The 17,417-nt window shown below is 72.1% G+C and carries 19 protein-coding genes; 8 read left to right on the top strand and 11 right to left on the bottom strand.

What is annotated here, in order from left to right:
* The first annotated feature begins 192 nt into the window (after positions 1–192).
* Positions 193–693: a hypothetical protein gene (locus OG522_RS17080; RefSeq protein ID WP_329463837.1), complete on the top strand. Its 501-nt coding sequence runs from the start codon at positions 193–195 to the stop codon at positions 691–693.
* A 278-nt stretch (positions 694–971) separates the two neighbouring features.
* On the top strand, positions 972–1,568 hold the full coding sequence (locus OG522_RS17075) for a Uma2 family endonuclease (RefSeq protein WP_329463836.1): 597 nt from the start codon (positions 972–974) through the stop codon (positions 1,566–1,568).
* 50 nt (positions 1,569–1,618) lie between these two features.
* Here OG522_RS17075 and OG522_RS17070 read toward each other — a convergent pair whose 3' ends face one another.
* The 3 genes from OG522_RS17070 to OG522_RS17060 form a co-directional block, all read right to left on the bottom strand.
* Complete coding sequence (locus OG522_RS17070) at positions 1,619–3,082, bottom strand: PTS transporter subunit EIIC (protein WP_329463835.1); 1,464 nt, start codon at positions 3,080–3,082, stop codon at positions 1,619–1,621.
* A 44-nt stretch (positions 3,083–3,126) separates the two neighbouring features.
* A complete protein-coding gene (gene murQ / locus OG522_RS17065) occupies positions 3,127–4,074 on the bottom strand; it encodes an N-acetylmuramic acid 6-phosphate etherase (protein WP_329463834.1) in 948 nt (315 codons plus the stop codon).
* Between the two features lie 75 nt (positions 4,075–4,149).
* Positions 4,150–5,067 carry a MurR/RpiR family transcriptional regulator gene (locus tag OG522_RS17060; RefSeq protein WP_329463832.1) on the bottom strand — a complete coding sequence of 306 codons (918 nt, stop codon included), beginning with the start codon at positions 5,065–5,067 and terminating at the stop codon, positions 4,150–4,152.
* Positions 5,068–5,198: 131 nt separating this feature from the next.
* Between OG522_RS17060 and OG522_RS17055 the strand changes: the two genes are divergently transcribed.
* The 3 genes from OG522_RS17055 (at position 5,199) to OG522_RS17045 (ending at position 6,288) form a co-directional block, all read left to right on the top strand.
* On the top strand, positions 5,199–5,576 hold the full coding sequence (locus OG522_RS17055) for a hypothetical protein (RefSeq protein WP_329463831.1): 378 nt from the start codon (positions 5,199–5,201) through the stop codon (positions 5,574–5,576).
* Complete coding sequence (locus OG522_RS17050) at positions 5,573–5,839, top strand: DUF4031 domain-containing protein (protein ID WP_329463830.1); 267 nt, start codon at positions 5,573–5,575, stop codon at positions 5,837–5,839. Before OG522_RS17055 ends, OG522_RS17050 begins: the two co-directional genes overlap by 4 nt.
* A 245-nt stretch (positions 5,840–6,084) precedes the next feature.
* A complete protein-coding gene (locus OG522_RS17045) occupies positions 6,085–6,288 on the top strand; it encodes a cold-shock protein (RefSeq protein ID WP_053724154.1) in 204 nt (67 codons plus the stop codon).
* Positions 6,289–6,382: 94 nt separating this feature from the next.
* Here the strand turns inward: OG522_RS17045 and OG522_RS17040 are convergent, their stop codons facing one another.
* The 4 genes from OG522_RS17040 to OG522_RS17025 all read right to left on the bottom strand — a co-directional run bounded on the left by OG522_RS17040 (position 6,383) and on the right by OG522_RS17025 (position 11,717).
* On the bottom strand, positions 6,383–7,594 hold the full coding sequence (locus OG522_RS17040; protein ID WP_329463829.1) for a Cmx/CmrA family chloramphenicol efflux MFS transporter: 1,212 nt from the start codon (positions 7,592–7,594) through the stop codon (positions 6,383–6,385).
* 301 nt (positions 7,595–7,895) lie between these two features.
* On the bottom strand, positions 7,896–8,414 hold the full coding sequence (locus tag OG522_RS17035) for a GNAT family N-acetyltransferase (protein WP_329463828.1): 519 nt from the start codon (positions 8,412–8,414) through the stop codon (positions 7,896–7,898).
* Between the two features lie 50 nt (positions 8,415–8,464).
* The gene (locus OG522_RS17030; RefSeq protein ID WP_329463827.1) at positions 8,465–9,106 is read right to left on the bottom strand and encodes an HD domain-containing protein; all 642 of its coding nucleotides are present in this window, start codon (positions 9,104–9,106) and stop codon (positions 8,465–8,467) included.
* A gap of 349 nt (positions 9,107–9,455) precedes the next feature.
* The gene (locus tag OG522_RS17025) at positions 9,456–11,717 is read right to left on the bottom strand and encodes a heavy metal translocating P-type ATPase (RefSeq protein WP_329463826.1); all 2,262 of its coding nucleotides are present in this window, start codon (positions 11,715–11,717) and stop codon (positions 9,456–9,458) included.
* A gap of 255 nt (positions 11,718–11,972) precedes the next feature.
* On the opposite strand from OG522_RS17025, the gene OG522_RS17020 reads away from it, so the two are divergent.
* Positions 11,973–12,662 (top strand): copper homeostasis protein CutC, encoded by a 690-nt coding sequence (locus tag OG522_RS17020; protein WP_329463825.1) that lies wholly within the window; start codon positions 11,973–11,975, stop codon positions 12,660–12,662.
* Between the two features lie 363 nt (positions 12,663–13,025).
* On the opposite strand, the gene OG522_RS17015 is transcribed toward OG522_RS17020, so the two are convergent.
* Positions 13,026–13,502, bottom strand: coding sequence for an ATP-binding protein (locus tag OG522_RS17015; RefSeq protein WP_329463823.1), 477 nt, complete (start codon positions 13,500–13,502; stop codon positions 13,026–13,028).
* Positions 13,503–13,660: 158 nt separating this feature from the next.
* On the opposite strand from OG522_RS17015, the gene OG522_RS17010 reads away from it, so the two are divergent.
* Together OG522_RS17010 and OG522_RS17005 are read left to right on the top strand one after the other, a co-directional pair.
* Complete coding sequence (locus OG522_RS17010; protein WP_329463822.1) at positions 13,661–14,497, top strand: helix-turn-helix domain-containing protein; 837 nt, start codon at positions 13,661–13,663, stop codon at positions 14,495–14,497.
* Positions 14,494–14,751: a DUF397 domain-containing protein gene (locus OG522_RS17005; protein ID WP_329463821.1), complete on the top strand. Its 258-nt coding sequence runs from the start codon at positions 14,494–14,496 to the stop codon at positions 14,749–14,751. Before OG522_RS17010 ends, OG522_RS17005 begins: the two co-directional genes overlap by 4 nt.
* 33 nt (positions 14,752–14,784) lie before the next feature.
* Here OG522_RS17005 and OG522_RS17000 read toward each other — a convergent pair whose 3' ends face one another.
* The 3 genes from OG522_RS17000 to OG522_RS16990 all read right to left on the bottom strand — a co-directional run bounded on the left by OG522_RS17000 (position 14,785) and on the right by OG522_RS16990 (position 17,400).
* Positions 14,785–15,453: a response regulator transcription factor gene (locus OG522_RS17000; protein WP_329463820.1), complete on the bottom strand. Its 669-nt coding sequence runs from the start codon at positions 15,451–15,453 to the stop codon at positions 14,785–14,787.
* A complete protein-coding gene (locus tag OG522_RS16995) occupies positions 15,446–16,642 on the bottom strand; it encodes a sensor histidine kinase (RefSeq protein WP_443074710.1) in 1,197 nt (398 codons plus the stop codon). Before OG522_RS16995 ends, OG522_RS17000 begins: the two co-directional genes overlap by 8 nt.
* A 209-nt stretch (positions 16,643–16,851) precedes the next feature.
* Complete coding sequence (locus OG522_RS16990) at positions 16,852–17,400, bottom strand: hypothetical protein (RefSeq protein WP_329463819.1); 549 nt, start codon at positions 17,398–17,400, stop codon at positions 16,852–16,854.
* Between the last annotated feature and the right edge of the window lie 17 nt (positions 17,401–17,417).

Below are 17,417 nucleotides of genomic sequence, written 5' to 3'. Positions count from 1 at the left end.
CTTTCCCCGGGAGCCCGAAGAAGTGGGCGTGCAGCGTGCTGCGACACCAGGGGCCCCCGTGCTCAATGGCGTCGCGCAACACCAGACGCTAGCCCTCTCGGCCCACAGGAGACCCATAGTTTTCCCGGTCCCCAAACTCCCAACTCCCCATCTCCACAAGCCTCTTACACCGCTCCCGTACGCTCGGCTCCCATGAGCGAGCTCGATCAGCAGTGGACGGACCACCCCCGGCTCAGGGCGTGGCTGGCGGAGCAGGAGGCGGCCTTCGGGGAGTGGGCCGCGGCGCACCCGGGTGACTGGGACTTCTTCGTGGACTCGATCGACGCGCTGGAGGCGGCGGTGCGGGCGGACTTCGGCGGTGCCGCGTGGGAGGACGTGCGCGCCGCCCAGCACACTCCGCGCCTCACCGTCCCCGCGTGGTACTTCGGCGAGGTGTGCGTACGGGCGGGCGCGGTGTGGAAGGTCAACCCGGCGACGGACTTCGAGTCGGGAGCGTGGGACGGCCCCTTCGTCGGCGTCCCCGGGGACCCCATGGAGGACCCGGACCACGAGGACCTGTACGAGGACGAGGACTACTACCCGGCGGCCGTCCCGATCCCCGAACTCCGCGACATGTTCCTGAAGGACCCGGACGCTTGGCGGCTGCGGGATGTGGTGGCGGAGTTCGAGGAGTGGGGCCGGGACCGGGCCTGACCGTCAACCGGGCCTTGAGCTTGGCGAGGGTCGTGCTGAAGCGCTCGTCGACGCGGTGGGCCTCCTGAAGCGCATCGCGGATGTGATCAGCGATGGCCTGGGCCTTGGCGTGGTTCGGGTTGGTGTCGGTGAAACCGCGGCGCGGGCGCCCGCCGTGGGTCCGGCGCCGGGTTGCTGCATCGCTCACACGATCGTGGGACGCTGAGGGGGATGGGCATCGGGCGCCGAAGAGTGCCCGTACGTTCACGTCGTGTGAGGCCGAGATCGGGAGGTCCGCAGTGACCGCTGAGGTGGTGGAAGGCGGCTCCGAGTGGGGACGCCTGCTGAAGGCCTGGCAGGACATGGACGTGCCCGACGGTTGGCGGGCCGAAATCGACGAGGGCCGGATCATCGTGGTTCCACCCCCCAGTAGCGGCCACAACCTCATCGCGGACCTCGTGTCGCAGAGGCTGTACGGCTGCCTGCCCGACGGCTACGGGCTCTATCAGACACTCGGTGTGCACATCGCCAGTCTGGACAAGTTGTACGTTCCGGACCTGGTCGTCTTCGGGCGGGCAGAGCTGGCACAGCGGGCCGCCGACGCGGGTGAGGACCCGCTGCCCGTCGACGGCGCCGACACGCTGTTGGTGGTGGAGATCGCCTCGAAGAGCAATGCGAAGGACGACCGGACGAAGAAGCTGTGGGCGTACGCCCATGCGCCGGTCCCGGCGTACTTGCTCATCGACCGGTTCGACTCGCGGGGGCCGACGGCGACGCTGTTCACGGAGCCGGAGGGCGGGGCGTACAAGCGGGGCGAGCCGGTGTCGTTCGGCGGGATCGTCGCGCTCCCCGACCCCTTCTTCTCGGAGGTCGATACGGCCGCCTTCCCGCGCTGAGCTGCTTCCGGGCCGACGGGCGGGCCGCAGCCGCCGGGGGTGCCGGGTGCTCAGGTGGCCCGCACCGGTTCCGTGGCCGGGGCGGGGGTCTCCGCCGGGTGCGCGGTGTTCAGGTCGGCCAGTAGTCGCTCGCTGAATCCGAAGCAGTACGTCGCCGCGAAGCCCACCGCGTAGCCCACCACCAGCCCGCCCGCGTAGATCGCGATCGTCGTGCCCAGGCCGTGGTTGCCCCGGAGGAGGGGGAACAGGGCCCAGCCCGACGGGCCGATCGCCGTCGAGCCCACCCTGTCGCCCAGCATCGAGAACAGGCCCACGAACGCGCCGCCCGCCGCGCCGCCCGCGCACGCCGTGACAAACGGGCGGCCGAGGGGGAGGGAGACGCCGTAGATCAGGGGCTCGCCCACGCCCAGGAGGCCCGCGGGGAGCGCCGACTTGATGGTGGCGCGCAGCGGCTCATTGCGCTTGGCCCGTACGTACACCGCCACCGCGCAGCCCACCTGACCGGCGCCCGCCATCGCGAGGACGGGGAGCAGCACCGTGTAACCCTGCTGCTCGATGAGGGTGGCGTGGATCGGGATCAGCGCCTGGTGCAGGCCCAGCATGACCAGGGGGAGGAAGAGTCCGCCGAGCACCAGGCCCGCGAACGCGCCCGTGTTGTCCAGGAGCCAGTTCGCGCCGTGCCCGATGCCGGTCGCGACCTCGCCCGCCACGAACATCAGGCCGTACAGCGTGACCAGGCCCGAGACCAGCACCGTGAGGGTGGGGGTGACCAGGACGTCCAGCGACTCTGGCACCCAGCGCCTGCACCACTTCTCGACGTACACCGCGAGCACCGCCGCACCCAGCGCGCCGAGGACTCCGCCCTGGCCGGGGGAGAGCGGCTGGCCGAAGGCGTCGATCTTCGCCACGCCCGGGAAGACGATGATCGCGGCGACCGCGCCGCCGAGCACCGGCGTGCCGCCGAACTCCTTCGCCGTGTTGAAGCCCACGAACACCGCGATCAGCGCCATGAACCCCGACGCGAGCGCGGCAAGGGCCGGCGTCACGGCCGGCAGCCAACCCAGGTTCACCAGCAGGCCGTTCAGGCCCGCGATGATGCCGCAGCCGATCAGCGCCGGGATCAGCGGCACGAAGATGTTCGCGATGCGGCGGAGGAGGAGTTTGAGCGGGGTCGCGTTCCTCGCCTTCCGCGCCGCCTTCAGTTCGGCACCGCGTTCCGCCAACTCCTCTGCTGTAGGCGGGAGTTGAGGGGATCCGGCGGATACCAGTGCCTCGAACTCCGGGGCCACCCGCGCCACCGTGCCCGGCCCGAGCACGATCTGGTACGTGTCGTCCTCCACCACACCCAGCACCGCGGGCAGCGCCCTCAGTGCGTCGTCCCGTACCAGGGCGCGGTCCTTGAGGCCCAGGCGGAGGCGGGTCATGCAGTGGGCGACCGATGTGATGTTCGCCGCGCCGCCCACGAGCGGCAGGATCGCGGCGGCGGTGGCGTGGTTGCTGTTCTCCGGTGCCATGGTGGCGGTGCCTTGCTGTGCGGTGATGGCGGGTGTGGGCGCTGTCAGCCGATCGTGCGGGTCGTGCGGGCCGCTTCCAGTGCGGCGCGCAGGTGGCCCGCGCTCTCGTTCAGGAGCCGGGCGGCGATGGGTCCGCCGACGCCGCCGAGGATGACCAGGATCGCGTTCTTCACCTCGCCGTCCGTGGCGGCGAGCGCGGCCTCGATCTCCGTGTCGTCGGCGCCGGTCGCCAGCGCCACGATGCGGCGCGAGCGGGCGCGCAGCTTCTCGTTCGACGCCCGTACGTCGACCATCAGGTTTCCGTAGGTCTTGCCAAGGCGGATCATGGTGATCGTCGAGATCATGTTGAGGACGAGCTTCTGCGCCGTGCCGGACTTCAGCCTTGTGGAGCCGGTGAGCAGTTCCGGGCCCACCACGACCTCGATGCCGTGCTCGGCGGCCGCCGCGAGGGCGCTGCCCGCGTTGCAGGACAGGCTGATGGTGAGCGCCCCGAGCGAGCGGGCGTGCTCGACCGCGCCGACCGCGTACGGGGTGCGGCCCGAGGCCGAGATGCCGACCACGGTGTCGAGGGCGGTCAGGCCCAGCGCGTCCAGGTCCTCGGCCGCCAGCTGTGCGGAATCCTCGGCGCCTTCGACCGCCTTGACCATCGCGGACGGGCCGCCCGCGATCAGCCCGACGACCTCGGAGGGGTCGGTGTTGAACGTCGGCGGGCACTCGCTCGCATCGAGGACGCCGAGCCGCCCGGCCGTACCGGCGCCCGCGTAGACCAGCCGCCCGCCGCGCGCCATCCGCGCGGCCGTGGCGTCGATGGCGGCCGCGAGGGCCGGGAGCCGCTCGGCCACGGCGGCGGGGACGGTGGCGTCCTCGCTGTTCATGATCCGCGCGATCTCGGCGGTCGGCAGCTGGTCGATCTCCGCGAGCTCGGGCCGGAAGGCCTCGGTGGTGAGGGTGTCCAGCTGGGCGCGGAGCTCGGCGTAGTCCTGGGTGGTCATGGTGACGGCGGCTCTTTCTCGTGTTCTCGTGCGTACGGCTCTTCAGATCCTGGGTGGCTTTGTGGTCGGACTCGGCTATCGGGTACGGGGGCTGTGGCGGTGGGCCAGGGCTTCGTAGGAGGCGGCGAGCGCCGGGGCCGCCGTCTCGTAGGTGCGCTGGGCGATGCCGATGAACAGACAGTCCACGACGAGGAGTTGACTGGTCCGGGACGACATCGCGGCCGGGCGTAGTTCGCTCTCGCGGGCCGTGGAGGTGGTCAGGATGTGGTCGGCGTACTGCGAGATGGGACCGTCGGGGCGGCCGGTGATCGCGATGGTGGTCGCGCCGTGGTCGAAGGCGACCCGCAGCGGCTCGATGGCGTCGCCGGTGGAGCCCGAGTGGGTGATGGCGACCGCCGCGTCGCCGGAGCGGAGCTGCACGGCGTTGGTGACGGCGAGGTGCGGGTCGGTGTGGGCGTGCGCGATGAGCCCGATGCGCAGCAGCTTCTGCGCGAGGTCCTGGCCGACCAGCGAGGAGGCGCCCACCCCGTAGACGTCGATGCGCCGGGCGCCGGCCAACGCGCTGACTGCGGCGCCGAGTTGGACGGTGTCGAGGGCGGCGGCGGTGTCGGCGAGGGTCTGCTGTTCGTCGTAGGCGAGCTTGGCCACGACGTCCGCGATCGGGTCGTCGACGGCTATGTCGGCGGTGACCGCGGGGGCCCGGCCCGACTGCTGCTGGGCGGCGAGCCCGGCGAGCGCGAGACGCAGGTCGCGGTAGCCGGGGTAGCCGAGGAGGCGGGCGGTGCGCACCACGGTGGCCTCGCTGGTGCCGGTGAGCTCGGCGAGACCGGTGACCGTAAGGGCCGCGCAGCCGGCCGGATCGCCGGCGACGGCCTCGGCGACCCGCTGCATGGAGCGCGTCATGGACGGCGCGAGCGTGCGCACCTTGGCCGCGAGGGCCGCCGGTGCGGGCGGGGCCGCGTCGCTGAAACTTTCCTTCACGTCGTTGGTCACCTTTGAAAGATATTTTCGGCGGCTCCTTCGGTCAACCCCCTTCGGTCCCGCCCGCCGCCGGGCCCTTGGTCCCGGCGGGGGCGCGACGCGGGGCGGGTGCCGCCGTTGCGGGTGGGGTGACAATGGACTGCATGGACGACGTACAACCCCTGGAGCAAGCACTGCACGCGGCCCGCGCCCTGGTCCTGGCGGATCTGGCGGCGCGCGACGTGGCGCACGCGGATGTCGTCTCGCTGGTCGAGGACGCGGTGACCCACCGGCGCTGGTGGGTCGAGCAGTGGCCCGAGGGCACCGAGTACGTCGCCGGGCTCGTCGCCCAGGACGTACAGGACGCGCTCCTTGAGCGGTACGGCCGGTGGCCGCTGTGCCCGGTGTGCGACGCGGGCGATCCGCACGCGCTTGACGTGGAACCGGAGCTCGGGCCCGATCCGCACTGGGTGTGCGGCAAGGCGGGCGTCAGCGTCGCGCCGGTCGGAGGGCTCGGCGGGCTCGCCGGTCTCGGCGGATGACGCTCTACATCGATCCGGCGAACTGGCCGGGCCACGGCCGCATGTGGTCGCACCTGGTCAGCGACGTCTCGTACGAGGAACTGCACGCGTTCGCGGCGTCCATCGGCTGCCCGCGGCGCGCCTTCGACGGCGACCACTACGACGTGCCTTCGCAGCACTACGCGGACGCGGTGCGGGCGGGCGCGGTGGAGATCGGCTCGAAAGAGCTGGTACGCCGCCTCACGGAGGCGGGGCTGCGAAGGCCGAAGGGGAGGCCCGCCTGAGGGGCCCGGCGCGCCGGAGCCGCATCATGCGTTGGCCGGAACTTTCACCGGTTCGGCTGCGGCCCGTAGCCAGACGACTGCGGATCGGCTAACTTCCTTGCCAGTAGTCGTGGTTCCGAAGTCTCAGCGCCCGCGGTTTACGCCGTGGGCGTCGTGCTGTGCAGCAATGTCCGAGGACCAGGGCGATCACCTTACCCAGGGGCACCGACAAGCAAGTGCCCCGCGATCCTCGACAGGGGAAACACATGGCAACCGGCACCGTGAAGTGGTTCAACGCCGAAAAGGGCTTCGGTTTCATCGCGCAGGACGGCGGCGGTCCCGACGTCTTCGTGCACTACTCGGCGATCAACTCCACCGGCTTCCGTGAGCTCCAGGAGAACCAGCAGGTCAACTTTGACGTCACCCAGGGCCCGAAGGGTCCGCAGGCGGAGAACGTCACCCCGGCCTAAGCGCACCGCATGACAGGGCGCCCCGCACCGTTTCGGTGCGGGGCGCTCTGCCGTATCCGGGCTTCAGCCCTCGTACCCGTGTCGTATCCGTGCGTCAGGCCCGCACGCGGGCTTCGAGGGACGCGGGGTCGGTGGCCGCGGAGCGGGCGACCACGCGGGAGTGGGACGTGTGCAGCCGCAGGGAGACGGAGACCAGGCCGATGGCGAGGACCGTCATCGCCGCGCCCGCCCAGGCGGTGGCGGCGAAGCCGAGGTTCGCGCTGATCACGACGCCGCCGAGCCAGGGGCCCGCGGTGTTGCCCAGGTTGAACGAGGAGGTCGTCGTCGCGCCGGCCAGCGTGGGGGCGGCGCCGCCGACGTTGAACATGCGCGCGTTGAGCGCGGGCGCCGTGTAGAACGCCGAGCAGCCGATCAGGAACGCCAGGGTGATCGCGACGGCGGGCGTCGAGGCGAACAGGGCGAGCGCGACCAGGAACACCGTCGAGGCGGTGATGCCGCTGAGCAGCACACCGAAGAGGTGCGCGTCGGCGACCCGGCCGCCGATCGTCGTACCGACCAGGGCGCCCACCCCGAACAGGCCGAGGACGGCCGGGACCCAGCCCGGGTCCAGGTGCGCGACATCGGTCAGGAGCGGCTTGAGGTAGCTGAACGCGCAGAACACCCCGCCCGCGGCGAGCGCGGTGATGGCGACCGAGAGCAGTACCTGGGGCTCGCGGTAGATCCGCAGCTCGCGGCGGAGCCGGGGCTTCTCGTCGGGGAGCGGGATGCGCGGGATGCGGGTCGCGATGCCGACGAGGGCGATCGCGGAGGCCGCGCCGACCGCCCAGAACGCCGAACGCCAGCCCAGGCCGTCACCGAGCAGCGCGCCCAGGGGCACGCCGAGTACGTTTGCGATCGACAGGCCGCCGATCATGACGGCCATCGCGCGGGCCCTGGCGTTCACCGGGACCATCGCGATGGCGACCGCCGCGCCGACCGCCCAGAATCCGGCGCAGGCCAGCGCGGACACCACCCGTGACGTGAAGAGCAGGGCGTAGTTCGGGGCCAGTGCGCCGGCCACCTGGCCCAGGCCGAAGACGGTGATCAGCGCGAGCAGGGTGGTGCGGCGCGGCAGGCGCAGCGTGGCCACCGCGAGCAGCGGGGCACCCACCACCATGCCGATCGCGAAGGCCGAGATGAGCAGGCCCGCCTGGGGAATCGACACGTGCATGTCGTCCGCGATGGACGGCAGGAGGCCGGTGAGCATGAACTCACTCGTGCCGAGCGCGAAGACGGACAGGCCGAGGATGTAGACGGCGAGCGGCATGCGCGCAGAGGACGGCGTGCTGGGGGAGGGGTCGGGTGCGGGTGCGGGCGCGGGTATGGCGTCGGCAGGCATATCGGGTGCCAACGAATTGGCTGGTTTCACTATTCCCGGCGCCCGCCGGGGCCGGGCTGACGGCAGGGCTCGCGGGTGGCTTTGCGGGCGTGTGCCCGGCCTGGCGGGGTCCGCCTGCGCCAGGCCGCGGAACCGCGCCCCGTCGGGGCGCGGGTGGCTGCTGCGTGGCGCCGGGTGACTGGTGTCCGCCGTCTGCCGGGGGCGGATCAACGGCTGGGCTTGCCCGGGGCTACTCCGGGCGGCTCTGCTCGAAGAGGTGCTGGGCCTGGCGGCCCGCGATCGGGCGCGGGGTGTCGCCTATGCGCGTGAAGCCCGCCCGTTCCAGGACGCGCTGCGAGGCGGTGTTGTCCGCGTCGGTCGTGGCGTACACCGTCTCGACGTCGGGCTGTGCCAGCGCCCAGGCGGTCAGCGCCCGGAGTGACTCGGTCGCGTACCCCTGGCCGCGGGCGGACTCCGCGAGGTCGTAGCCGACCTCGACGCGGCCGTCCTCCGGCGGGCCGTGGAAGCCTATGCCGCCGATGGCGCGATCGTCCTCGGTGCGGACCATGACGTACGCGCCCCAGCCGGTCAGGTGCCGCCCGGCCGCCATGCCCGCCAGCATCTTCCCCGCGGCGAAGCGGCTGCCCTCGTGGGGGCCGCCCGGCACCCACTCCCAGCCGCCGGAGCCGCCCGACTGGAGCTCGGCGGCCGAGGCGGGGGTCAGTTCGTGGAGGGTGAGACGGTCGGCCTGGACGGTCACGGGCAGCACGCGGATACCTGCTTTCGGCGGGAGCGGGGCGAGCGGTGGGCTCGGGCCGATTATGGGGCGAGCAGGGCCAGTTCCGCCGCGAGATTCTCCCGGGCCGCGGCCTCCCACGCGCGTTCTCCGTGCGGAGTGCGGAACAGTCGTGGCAGGGCGAGGAGTTGGCGCAGCACATCGGCCCGGCCCGCGCGGAAAAGGTCTTGCGGTACGAAGGCGTACTCCTCGCGTACGGCGGCGGCGTAGGCGGCGTACGCCTCGGGGTGCGCGGCGAGGATCGCGAGGTCGGCGTCGCACAGGACCGCGCCGTTGGCGTCGCCGTCGTCGGGGGCGTGGGTGACGGTCAGCCGTACGAGCCGGGCGACCTCGGCGGTGGCCTGGGCGCTCAGACCAGCCTCGGGCAGCGCGCGTTCGGCGAGCCGGGCCGAGCGTTCCTCGTTCTCGGAGCGGTCCGGGAGGTACACGGCGTCGTGGAACCAGGCGGCGAGGCGGACGAGGGCGGGGTCGTGGGCGTACTGCTCCAGTACGTCGATGTGGTCGAGGACGGCGGTGAGGTGGGCGGTGTCGTGGTACCGGCGCTGGGGTTCGGCCCAGCGGGCCAGGAGGTCGGCGGCGTACGGGTCCGGGTCGCGGGGGGTCCCGCCTGCGGCGAGCAGGGCGGCGTGCCAGCGGGCGGGGAGGGAGTTGTCCTGGAGCGGCATGCGGTGAGGGTAGCGGGGGCTGGCGCCTTCCCACCCGCCCGCCTGTTCGGCCGGGTTGGAAGGACGGGCACGGGGGTGCCGCGCCGTTGGCGGGCCTCCCTTCGCGTGCGGGTGCCCGCCTGCGGCGGGCCGGGCCGGGACCCGGCAGCGATATGGCGCCGCGCCCCCGGCCCGGCCCGGCCGCCCGCCACCGCACCTCCCAACTGGTCGACCGGGTCACCGGCAACCGCCAGGGCGTCTGAGTGTCCGCACCACTCGCGCGCATTCGGATCAGCACATGAGGAAGCCCCTGTCCGGCGGCAGGGGCTTCCTCATGTCGCGGTCCCTCGCGTCCTGAGGGGCGGCGCGGTCAGTTGAAGCGGCGCAGGCGCAGCGAGTTGGCCACGACGAACACCGACGAGAACGCCATCGCCGCGCCCGCGATCATCGGGTTCAGCAGGCCCGACGCCGCCAGCGGCAGCGCGGCCACGTTGTAGGCGAAGGCCCAGAACAGGTTCGACTTGATCGTGGCCAGGGTCTTGCGGGCGAGCCGGATCGCGTCCGCCGCCGCGCGCAGGTCGCCTCGTACGAGGGTCAGGTCACCGGCCTCGATGGCCGCGTCCGTACCCGTGCCCATCGCCAGGCCCAGGTCCGCCTGCGCGAGCGCCGCCGCGTCGTTCACGCCGTCCCCCACCATGGCGACCGAACGGCCCGCTGCCTGGAGGGACTTCACGACCTCCACCTTGTCCTGCGGCATCACCTCCGCGTAGACCCGCTCGATGCCCACCTCCGCCGCGACCGCCTCCGCGACGGCCTTGTTGTCGCCGGTCAGCAGGATCGGTGTCAGGCCGAGGGCGCGCAGGCGGCGGATCGCCTCGGCGCTGGTCTCCTTGATTGCGTCGGCCACCTCCAGGACCGCGCGGGCCTCGCCGTCCCAGGCCACCGCGATGGCGGTGCGTCCCGCCGCCTCGGCCTCGGCCTTCGCGCTCTTCAGGGCCGGGGTCAGCTCCATCGCCCACTCGGCCAGGAGCTGTTCGCGGCCGACCAGCACCGCGTGTCCGTCCACCACGCCCTGCACGCCGAGCCCGGCGACGTTCGCGAAGTTCTCGGGGACCGGCAGCGTGCCGACCTTCGCGGCGGCGCCGTCCGCCACGGCGCGGGCGATGGGATGCTCGGAGGAGTGCTCCAACGCGCCTGCCAGGCGCAGGACTTCGGACTCGTCCGTGCCGTCCGCGGTGTGCACGGCGAGCAGCGTCATCCGGCCCGTCGTCACCGTGCCCGTCTTGTCCAGGACGATGGTGTCCACCTTGCGCGTGGTCTCCAGGACCTCCGGGCCCTTGATCAGGATGCCGAGCTGGGCGCCCCGGCCGGTGCCGACCATTAGCGCGGTCGGGGTGGCCAGGCCCAGGGCGCAGGGGCAGGCGATGATCAGTACGGCGACCGCGGCCGTGAACGCTGCGGTGAGGCCGGAGCCGGTGGCGAGCCAGCCGCCGAGGGTGGCGAGCGCGAGGCCGATCACGACCGGCACGAACACCGCCGAGATCTTGTCGGCGAGCCGCTGGGCGGCGGCCTTGCCGTTCTGGGCGTCCTCGACGAGCCTGGCCATACGGGCCAGTTGGGTGTCAGAGCCGACGCGGGAGGCCTCGACCACCAGACGCCCGCCCGCGTTGAGCGTGGCGCCGGTGACGGCATCGCCGGGGGTCACCTCGACCGGTACGGACTCGCCCGTGAGCATCGACGCGTCGACCGCGCTGCTGCCCTCCACCACCGTCCCGTCGGTGGCGATCTTCTCGCCGGGCCGGACCAGGAAGCGGTCGCCGACCGTCAACTCGGCGGTGGGGATGGTGACTTCGCTTCCGTCGGGGCGTATGACCGTGACGTCCTTGGCGCCCAGTTCGAGCAGCGCCTTCAGGGCCGCGCCCGCCTTGCGCTTCGAGCGGGCCTCGAAGTAGCGCCCGGCGAGGATGAACGCGGTGACTCCGGCGGCGGCCTCCAGGTAGATGTTGCCCGCGCCGTCCGAGCGGGAGATGGTCAGCTCGAAGGGGTGCGTCATGCCTGGCATTCCGGCGGTACCGAAGAACAGGGCCCACACCGACCAGAGGAACGCCGCCGATGTGCCGACCGAGATCAGCGTGTCCATGGTCGCCGCGCCGTGCCGCGCGTTGGTCCAGGCGGCCCGGTGGAAGGGCCAGGCGGCGTACGTCACGACGGGCGCCGTCAGGGTGAACGAGAGCCACTGCCAGTACTGGAACTGGAGGGCCGGGATCATCGACATCGCGATCACCGGGACGGCGAGCGCGACGGCCGTGGTCAGGCGCTGGCGCAGCGTGCGCAGCTCGTCGGCGGCTTCCGGTTCCGGCTGCCCGCTCCCGTCCGGGGCGGCCGGTACGAGGGCGGGAGCGGGCGCGGGCGGCGTGGCGGTGTAGCCGGTGGCCTCGACGGTGGCGATCAGGTCGGCCACCGAGACGTCCTCGCGGAAGGTGACCTTCGCCTTCTCGGTGGCGTAGTTGACGGTGGCGTCGACGCCGTCCATGCGGTTGAGCTTCTTCTCGATCCGGGCCGCGCACGAGGCGCAGGTCATCCCGCCGATGGCGAGTTCGACATCGGCGGCGCCGGGTGTGGTGGTGGTCATGGGTGCGACTCCTCGGGCGGAGATTCCGGAGCGTATTGCGGGGGTGTGGACCGGGGTGAACTATACCCCCTGGGGGTATCCGTCTCCCTTATGTATACCCCCCGGGTGTATTAGGTGCAAGGGGTTGGCCGGGCCGGGGGTGCCTGATGGGCGCGTTTACCGTCCCTGCGGGCCGGGCATTTCGCGGCGTAGGCTGGGCAATGGACTAGACCTATTGGGCCGAGCTGGGCCCGGGTGACGGAGGAATGGGGTCAGATGAGCAACCGCGCACTGCTTGAGGTGATCGCGCTCGATGCGCAGGACGCCGTCGCGGCCCAGGCCGGCGGGGCGGACCGCCTTGAGCTGGTCACCGACATGGCGGCCGACGGGCTGACCCCGCCCCTGAAGACCTTCGCGGCGATCCGGGCGGCGGTGGACATCCCGCTGCGGGTGATGCTGCGGTTGACGGACGGGTTCGCGGCGGGTGACGTCGACGCGCTCGTACGGGACGCTCAGGCGCTCCGCGGCGAGGGGGCGGAGGAATTCGTGCTCGGCTTCCTCGACGGGACCGGGGGGCCCGACATGGAAGCGGTACGCGCGCTCGTCTCCGCGCTGCCCGGGTGCCGCTGGACGTTCCACCGGGCCATCGACCGCGCCGCCTCACGCGATGCCCTCCGCAAGGAGCTGGCGGGGCTGCCCGGCCTCGACACGTATCTGACCGCGGGGTCGGCGCTGGGGGTGGATGACGGGCTGCCCGTGCTGGTCACGGAGGCCGCGCGTCGGGGTGAGCCCGGGTACGAGCCGCGGATCCTGGTGGGCGGGGGGCTGCGGCTCTCGCACGTGCCGGTGTTGCGGGACGCGGGGATCGACGCGGTGCACATTGGCGGGGCGTCCCGGCCGTTGGGGTGGGCGGGGCCGGTCTCGGCGGAGGCGGTTGCGGGGTGGCGGGCTGTGCTTGACGCGTAGCGGGGGGTGGGAGTGGGGCGTTTCCCGCCCGCCCGCCCGTTGCGCGGGGTTGGACACCGCGGTCCTGCCTGGGGCTTCGCCCCAGACCCCTTCGGGGGCTGCGCCCCCGTGCCCCCGGGGGTTTGCCCACCCACCCGCCCGTGACGGGGGTTGGAAAGCCCTGCCCCCGGGGCTGCGCCCCAGACCCCACTTTGGGGCTCCGCCCCTCGAACCCCGGGCGACGTTGTTTGTCTGGTGCGGCTTGTCTGTGGCTGGGCGCGCAGTTCCCCGCGCCCCTTTTGGGGTGCGGCCCCCCGAGCCCCGGGCGGGGGTTGTTTGTGGCTGGGCGCGCAGTTCCCCGCGCCCTTGTCGGGGCTGGGGCGTTCAGTTCTGATTTGGCGTCGAACTGGCAGCGCCCAGCGTCAGTTGGGCCCATACCGTCTTCTGTGGTGACGGGCCCGGCGTCGTGCCCCAGTGGTCGGCCAGGGCCTGTACCAGGAGCAGGCCGCGCCCGGACTCCGCGTCCTCGGGCGCCGCCGACGCCACCACCGGCAGCGTCCTGTCGGCCCGCGTGTCCGTCACCTCGATCCGCACCACGCCGTCCTCGCGCAGCTCAAGCGCCAACTCGAAGCCCCGCCCCGACACATACCCGTGCAGCACCGCGTTCGCCGCCAGCTCCGCCACGATCAGCGCCACCGTGTCCGACGGCTCGCTTCCGTGCGCGACACCCCACGTCTCCAGCTGCCCCCGCGCCAGCCTCCGCGCCAGCCCGGCCGCCCGCCTGGTCGAGGCGAACCGCTTTCTGAATACACGTACGGTAACCGGTAGTTGACCGGCCCTTGCATCGGCTTCCAGGTGCATGAGCCCACCCTGACCGGGCCGCCCCCTCCGACACCAGGCATCCGCCGCGTACGCTGCGCGAGCGTACGCGCACGCGCTGTAGACAGTACGGCGCCGGTGCCGTAACTCTGGGTGAGTTGCGTACGCGGGGCGATCTGTTCACCGGGAGGTGGCCGCCGATGGCATGGGACCACGAGGGACACGACGGAGAACCCGACCCCTCCGACAGTCTGCGGACGTTCGGCGCGGTCCTCCAGGCCCTGCGCGAACACGCGGGCATCAGCCGCGAGACCTTCGCCTCGCTGGTCGGGTACTCCAAACACACCGTCGCCTCCGTCGAGTTGGGCCGTCGCATGCCCGACCCCGAGTTCATCGAGCGCGCCGAACCCGCGCTCGGCAACACGGGCGCGCTGCGAAGGTCGGCCCCCCACCTCAACCGCCAGCCCGGCCTCGCGACGTGGTTCCGCAAGTGGGCCCGGTTGGAGCAGGGCGCGATCAGCCTGTACACGTACGAGTCCCGGCTCGTGCCGGGTCTGCTTCAGACGGAGGCGTATGCCCGTACCCTGTTCGGCCAACGCCTGCCTCCCCTCGCTGACGAGCAACTGGAGGCGCAGGTCGCGGCCCGACTGGAGCGCCAGCAGCTTCTGCGTGAGCGCCCGAACGCGACCTACAGCTTCATCCTGGAAGAGCATCTCTTCCTGCGGTGCACCGGTGGCCCGGAGGTGACCCGGGAGCTCATCGACCATGTGCTGGCATCTGTAGAGCCCCGGAACGTCGAGTTCCAAGTCGTGCCCATGAAAAGGGGAGTTCATGCTGCGATGGATGGCCCGATCCGGCTGCTTGAGACCCCGGCCAACCGGTGGTTCGGTTACTGCGAGGGGCAGGAGAGCGGACAGTTCGTCTCCGATCCAAAAGTGGTCAGCACGCTCCATATGCGGTATGCGAAACTGCGCTCACAGGCCAACAGCTACGAGGAATCCGTAGCGATGTTGGAGACACTGCGAGGAGCGCTATGACCACCATCGAACTGGATTGGTTCAAGAGCAGCTACAGCGGCAGCTCCGGTGACGACTGCGTCGAGGTCGCCGTCTGCCCCGACTGGTACAAGTCCTCGTACAGCAGCAGCGGTAGCGGCGACTGCGTAGAAGTCGCCGCCTGCCCCGCCGTCATCCACGTCCGGGACTCCAAGGACAAGGCCGGGCCGCAGCTCGCGCTCTCGCCCGCCGCCTGGGGTGAGTTCGTCGCGTATGCCGGGGGCGGGCGGGGCTGACGCTCGCCCGGTGGCAGTAAGGGGGGCGCCGGGTCAGGCCAGGCCCGCTGCGATGGCGCGGCGTACCGCGTCGGCGCGGTCGTGGATGTCCGCCTTGGCGAACAGGTTGTTGATGTGCGTCTTGACCGTGGCCTCGCTGATGAACAGTTGCTGGGCGATGGCACGGTTCGGCAGGCCCTGGCCGATCAGGGTGAGCACTTCGCGTTCGCGCGGGGTGATGTCGGCGGGCAGGGCCTGGGCGGCGGCGGGTGTGGGCTTGGTGCGGACCGTGGCCAGGAGGCGATCCTGGACCTCGCGGTCGAGGACCGACTGGCCCGCCGCTGCCGCGCGGATCGCGCGGGCGATGTCCTGGCGCCCCGCGTTCTTCGTCAGGTAGCCGCGCGCGCCCGCGCTCAGCGCGGCCAGGATCGAGTCGTCGTCGGCGAACGTGGTCAGGACGACCACGGCCACCTCCGGGTGCTCCTCGGTCAGGCGCCGCGTCGCCTCGATGCCGTCCATCACCGGCATGCGCAGGTCCATCAGGACCACGTCCACCGGGCCGGCGGCGGCAGCGGCGAGTACTTCGGTGCCGTCGGCGGCGGCCGCGACGACCTCGATGTCGTCGGACAGGCCGAGCACCGCGGCCAGCGGCTCGCGTACGGCGGCCTGGTCGTCGGCGACGATCACCCTCAACTTCCGGGCGCTGTGCGTCGGTTCACTCATCCGGGATCACTACCTCCACCTGCCAGCCGCCCTCGTACGGTCCGGCGACGACCGGGCCCGCCGTGATCGTCCCGTGCAGCAGGGCGACCCGTTCCCGCATGCCGATCAGGCCCATTCCGCTGCCGACGCCGGCGTTCACCCTACGGGTCGCCGGGCCGTTGCGTACGGACAGTGTCATGGCGGCATCGGCGTACGTCAGCTCCACCGCGACCTTGCCGCCGGGGGCGTGCCGGGCCGCGTTGGTCAGGGCCTCCTGGGCGATGCGCAGCAGGTTCTGGGTGACCCGGGACGGTACGTCGCGTACGGTTCCCGTCACCGTGAGCGCGTCGCGGTGGCCCGAGGAGTCCAGCATCGCGGTGAGGCTCTCCACCAGCGGCAGGGAGTCCTCGCGGAGCGCGTGCACGGTCCACTGGGCCTGCTTCAGGCTCTCCTTGACCATGCTGTGCGCCTTCTGGTTGGCCTCGCGGACCCGGTCCAGGTCGCCGGTGTCGATCAGCGCGTCGGCCAGTTCCAGCTGCATGTTGATGCCCGCGAGGGAGTGGGCCAGGACGTCGTGCACATCGCGGGCTATCCGGCCGCGCTCGGTCAGGATGGCGGCCTGCGCCTCGGCGCGCGCGGCGCGTTCCGCGGACTCGGCCGCCGAGAGCGCCGCCATGACCGCACGGTGGCGGCTGCGGTTGAGCATGCCGATCAGCACCGGGGCCGCGGTGGTGAAGCCGAGCGTCCAGGGCAGCAGGTCCTGGCCGACGCCGAAGCGGAAGTACAGCACCACCATGCAGAGCACGCCGCACAGCAAGGCGAGCGTGAGGGCCGGGCGGGGCTCCAGGCGGAACCCGATGTGCCCGACGATGAAGTACGCGAAGAGGTAGCTCGCGCCCGCGGTGCTCACGCCGATCAGGGCGACCGCGGCGAGGACGCCGAACGTCAGCCAGGCGAGGGTGAGGCGGGGGGAGAGCCTGGAGTCGGGTACGTGACGGACCGACAGCGCAAGGGAGTTGACCAGGACCAGGAGGGCGCAGGCCAGGCCGCGGCCGGTCAGGCCGAGCGGCTGGATGGTCCAGATCGCGGTCGCGACGACGAGGAGGGTCGGGATCCACTGCGTACGGGGGTCCTGACCGGGCACGACCCGCGGGCCGGACCCTTGGTGCGGGGCCGGCCCGTGGGGCGGGGCGCTCTGGGCTTCGGACACGGCGCGACCATAGCCGACGGTCGGACCGTGGGGGCGCAAGCTCCTGGTCGGGCTGGGTGCTTGGGGGCTCGTGGCCGGGCCGTGGGGCCGGGGGTCCGTCGTGGTGCCCTGGGATCGGGGGCCGGTGGTCGGGCCGTACGGCCCAGGGCCCGATACCGGGCCCTGGGGGCGGGAGTTCGCGGTCCGGCCGTGGCCTCGCAGGCGCACGGTCAGGCCGTGTGGTCGAGCGTGCGGGCGGTACGAGTCCCGGCTGCCGCCGACGGCCGACGGCGGTCGGCGACCATGCGGCCGCGGATGAAGATCGTGGCGAGCCGCGTGACCACCTCGGTGAGCGCCATCAGGACGAAGGCGGCGACCCACGCCTGATCCGTGGTGATGTGGTGGGTCATGCTGAACCGGGCGACGTGGTCCGCGCCGCCGTGGTCGACCCACACCTGGAAGCCCATCCGGGCGCCCATGCCGAGCACCCACAGGGCGGCCGAGGCGACGCCGGCCTTGATCAGCAGGTGTTCCCCGGCGACGCGGATCCGGGTGAAGACGCCGCCCGCGATGCCGAGCGCGGCGCCCGCGGCCATCAGCGCGCCGATGAGGACGAGGTCGTTGCCCGCGGTGGGGATGGAGCTGAGGTAGCTCTGGGCCACGAAGGCCACGATCCCGAGGGGGATCAGGAAGGTCTTGAGGTCGAGTCGGCCTTCCCGCAGCTGCCGGAAGACGACGAGGACGAGCGCGATGTCGGTGATCCAGTCGGTCGTTGTCATGACTCAAGACTGCTGTC

The organism is Streptomyces sp. NBC_01431 (assembly GCF_036231355.1).
Lineage (GTDB): Bacteria > Actinomycetota > Actinomycetes > Streptomycetales > Streptomycetaceae > Streptomyces.
Note: the sequence above shows the minus strand (reverse complement) of the source record. Positions and strands in the feature narration are given on the sequence as shown.

What these genes read in the sequence shown, in the direction of transcription:
- OG522_RS17040 (WP_329463829.1), bottom strand. Translation starts at nt 7,594, where the DNA reads ATGCCGCTCGCCGTCTACATCCTCGGCCTGTCCGTCTTCGCGCTCGGC.
- OG522_RS17030 (WP_329463827.1), bottom strand. Translation starts at nt 9,106, where the DNA reads ATGCCGCTCCAGGACAACTCCCTCCCCGCCCGCTGGCACGCCGCCCTG.
- OG522_RS17025 (WP_329463826.1), bottom strand. Translation starts at nt 11,717, where the DNA reads ATGACCACCACCACACCCGGCGCCGCCGATGTCGAACTCGCCATCGGC.
- OG522_RS17005 (WP_329463821.1), top strand. Translation starts at nt 14,494, where the DNA reads ATGACCACCATCGAACTGGATTGGTTCAAGAGCAGCTACAGCGGCAGC.
- OG522_RS17050 (WP_329463830.1), top strand. Translation starts at nt 5,573, where the DNA reads ATGACGCTCTACATCGATCCGGCGAACTGGCCGGGCCACGGCCGCATG.
- OG522_RS17045 (WP_053724154.1), top strand. Translation starts at nt 6,085, where the DNA reads ATGGCAACCGGCACCGTGAAGTGGTTCAACGCCGAAAAGGGCTTCGGT.
- OG522_RS17010 (WP_329463822.1), top strand. Translation starts at nt 13,661, where the DNA reads ATGGCATGGGACCACGAGGGACACGACGGAGAACCCGACCCCTCCGAC.
- OG522_RS17080 (WP_329463837.1), top strand. Translation starts at nt 193, where the DNA reads ATGAGCGAGCTCGATCAGCAGTGGACGGACCACCCCCGGCTCAGGGCG.
- OG522_RS17070 (WP_329463835.1), bottom strand. Translation starts at nt 3,082, where the DNA reads ATGGCACCGGAGAACAGCAACCACGCCACCGCCGCCGCGATCCTGCCG.
- murQ (WP_329463834.1), bottom strand. Translation starts at nt 4,074, where the DNA reads ATGACCACCCAGGACTACGCCGAGCTCCGCGCCCAGCTGGACACCCTC.
- OG522_RS17015 (WP_329463823.1), bottom strand. Translation starts at nt 13,502, where the DNA reads ATGCACCTGGAAGCCGATGCAAGGGCCGGTCAACTACCGGTTACCGTA.
- OG522_RS17020 (WP_329463825.1), top strand. Translation starts at nt 11,973, where the DNA reads ATGAGCAACCGCGCACTGCTTGAGGTGATCGCGCTCGATGCGCAGGAC.
- OG522_RS17000 (WP_329463820.1), bottom strand. Translation starts at nt 15,453, where the DNA reads ATGAGTGAACCGACGCACAGCGCCCGGAAGTTGAGGGTGATCGTCGCC.
- OG522_RS16990 (WP_329463819.1), bottom strand. Translation starts at nt 17,400, where the DNA reads ATGACAACGACCGACTGGATCACCGACATCGCGCTCGTCCTCGTCGTC.
- OG522_RS17055 (WP_329463831.1), top strand. Translation starts at nt 5,199, where the DNA reads ATGGACGACGTACAACCCCTGGAGCAAGCACTGCACGCGGCCCGCGCC.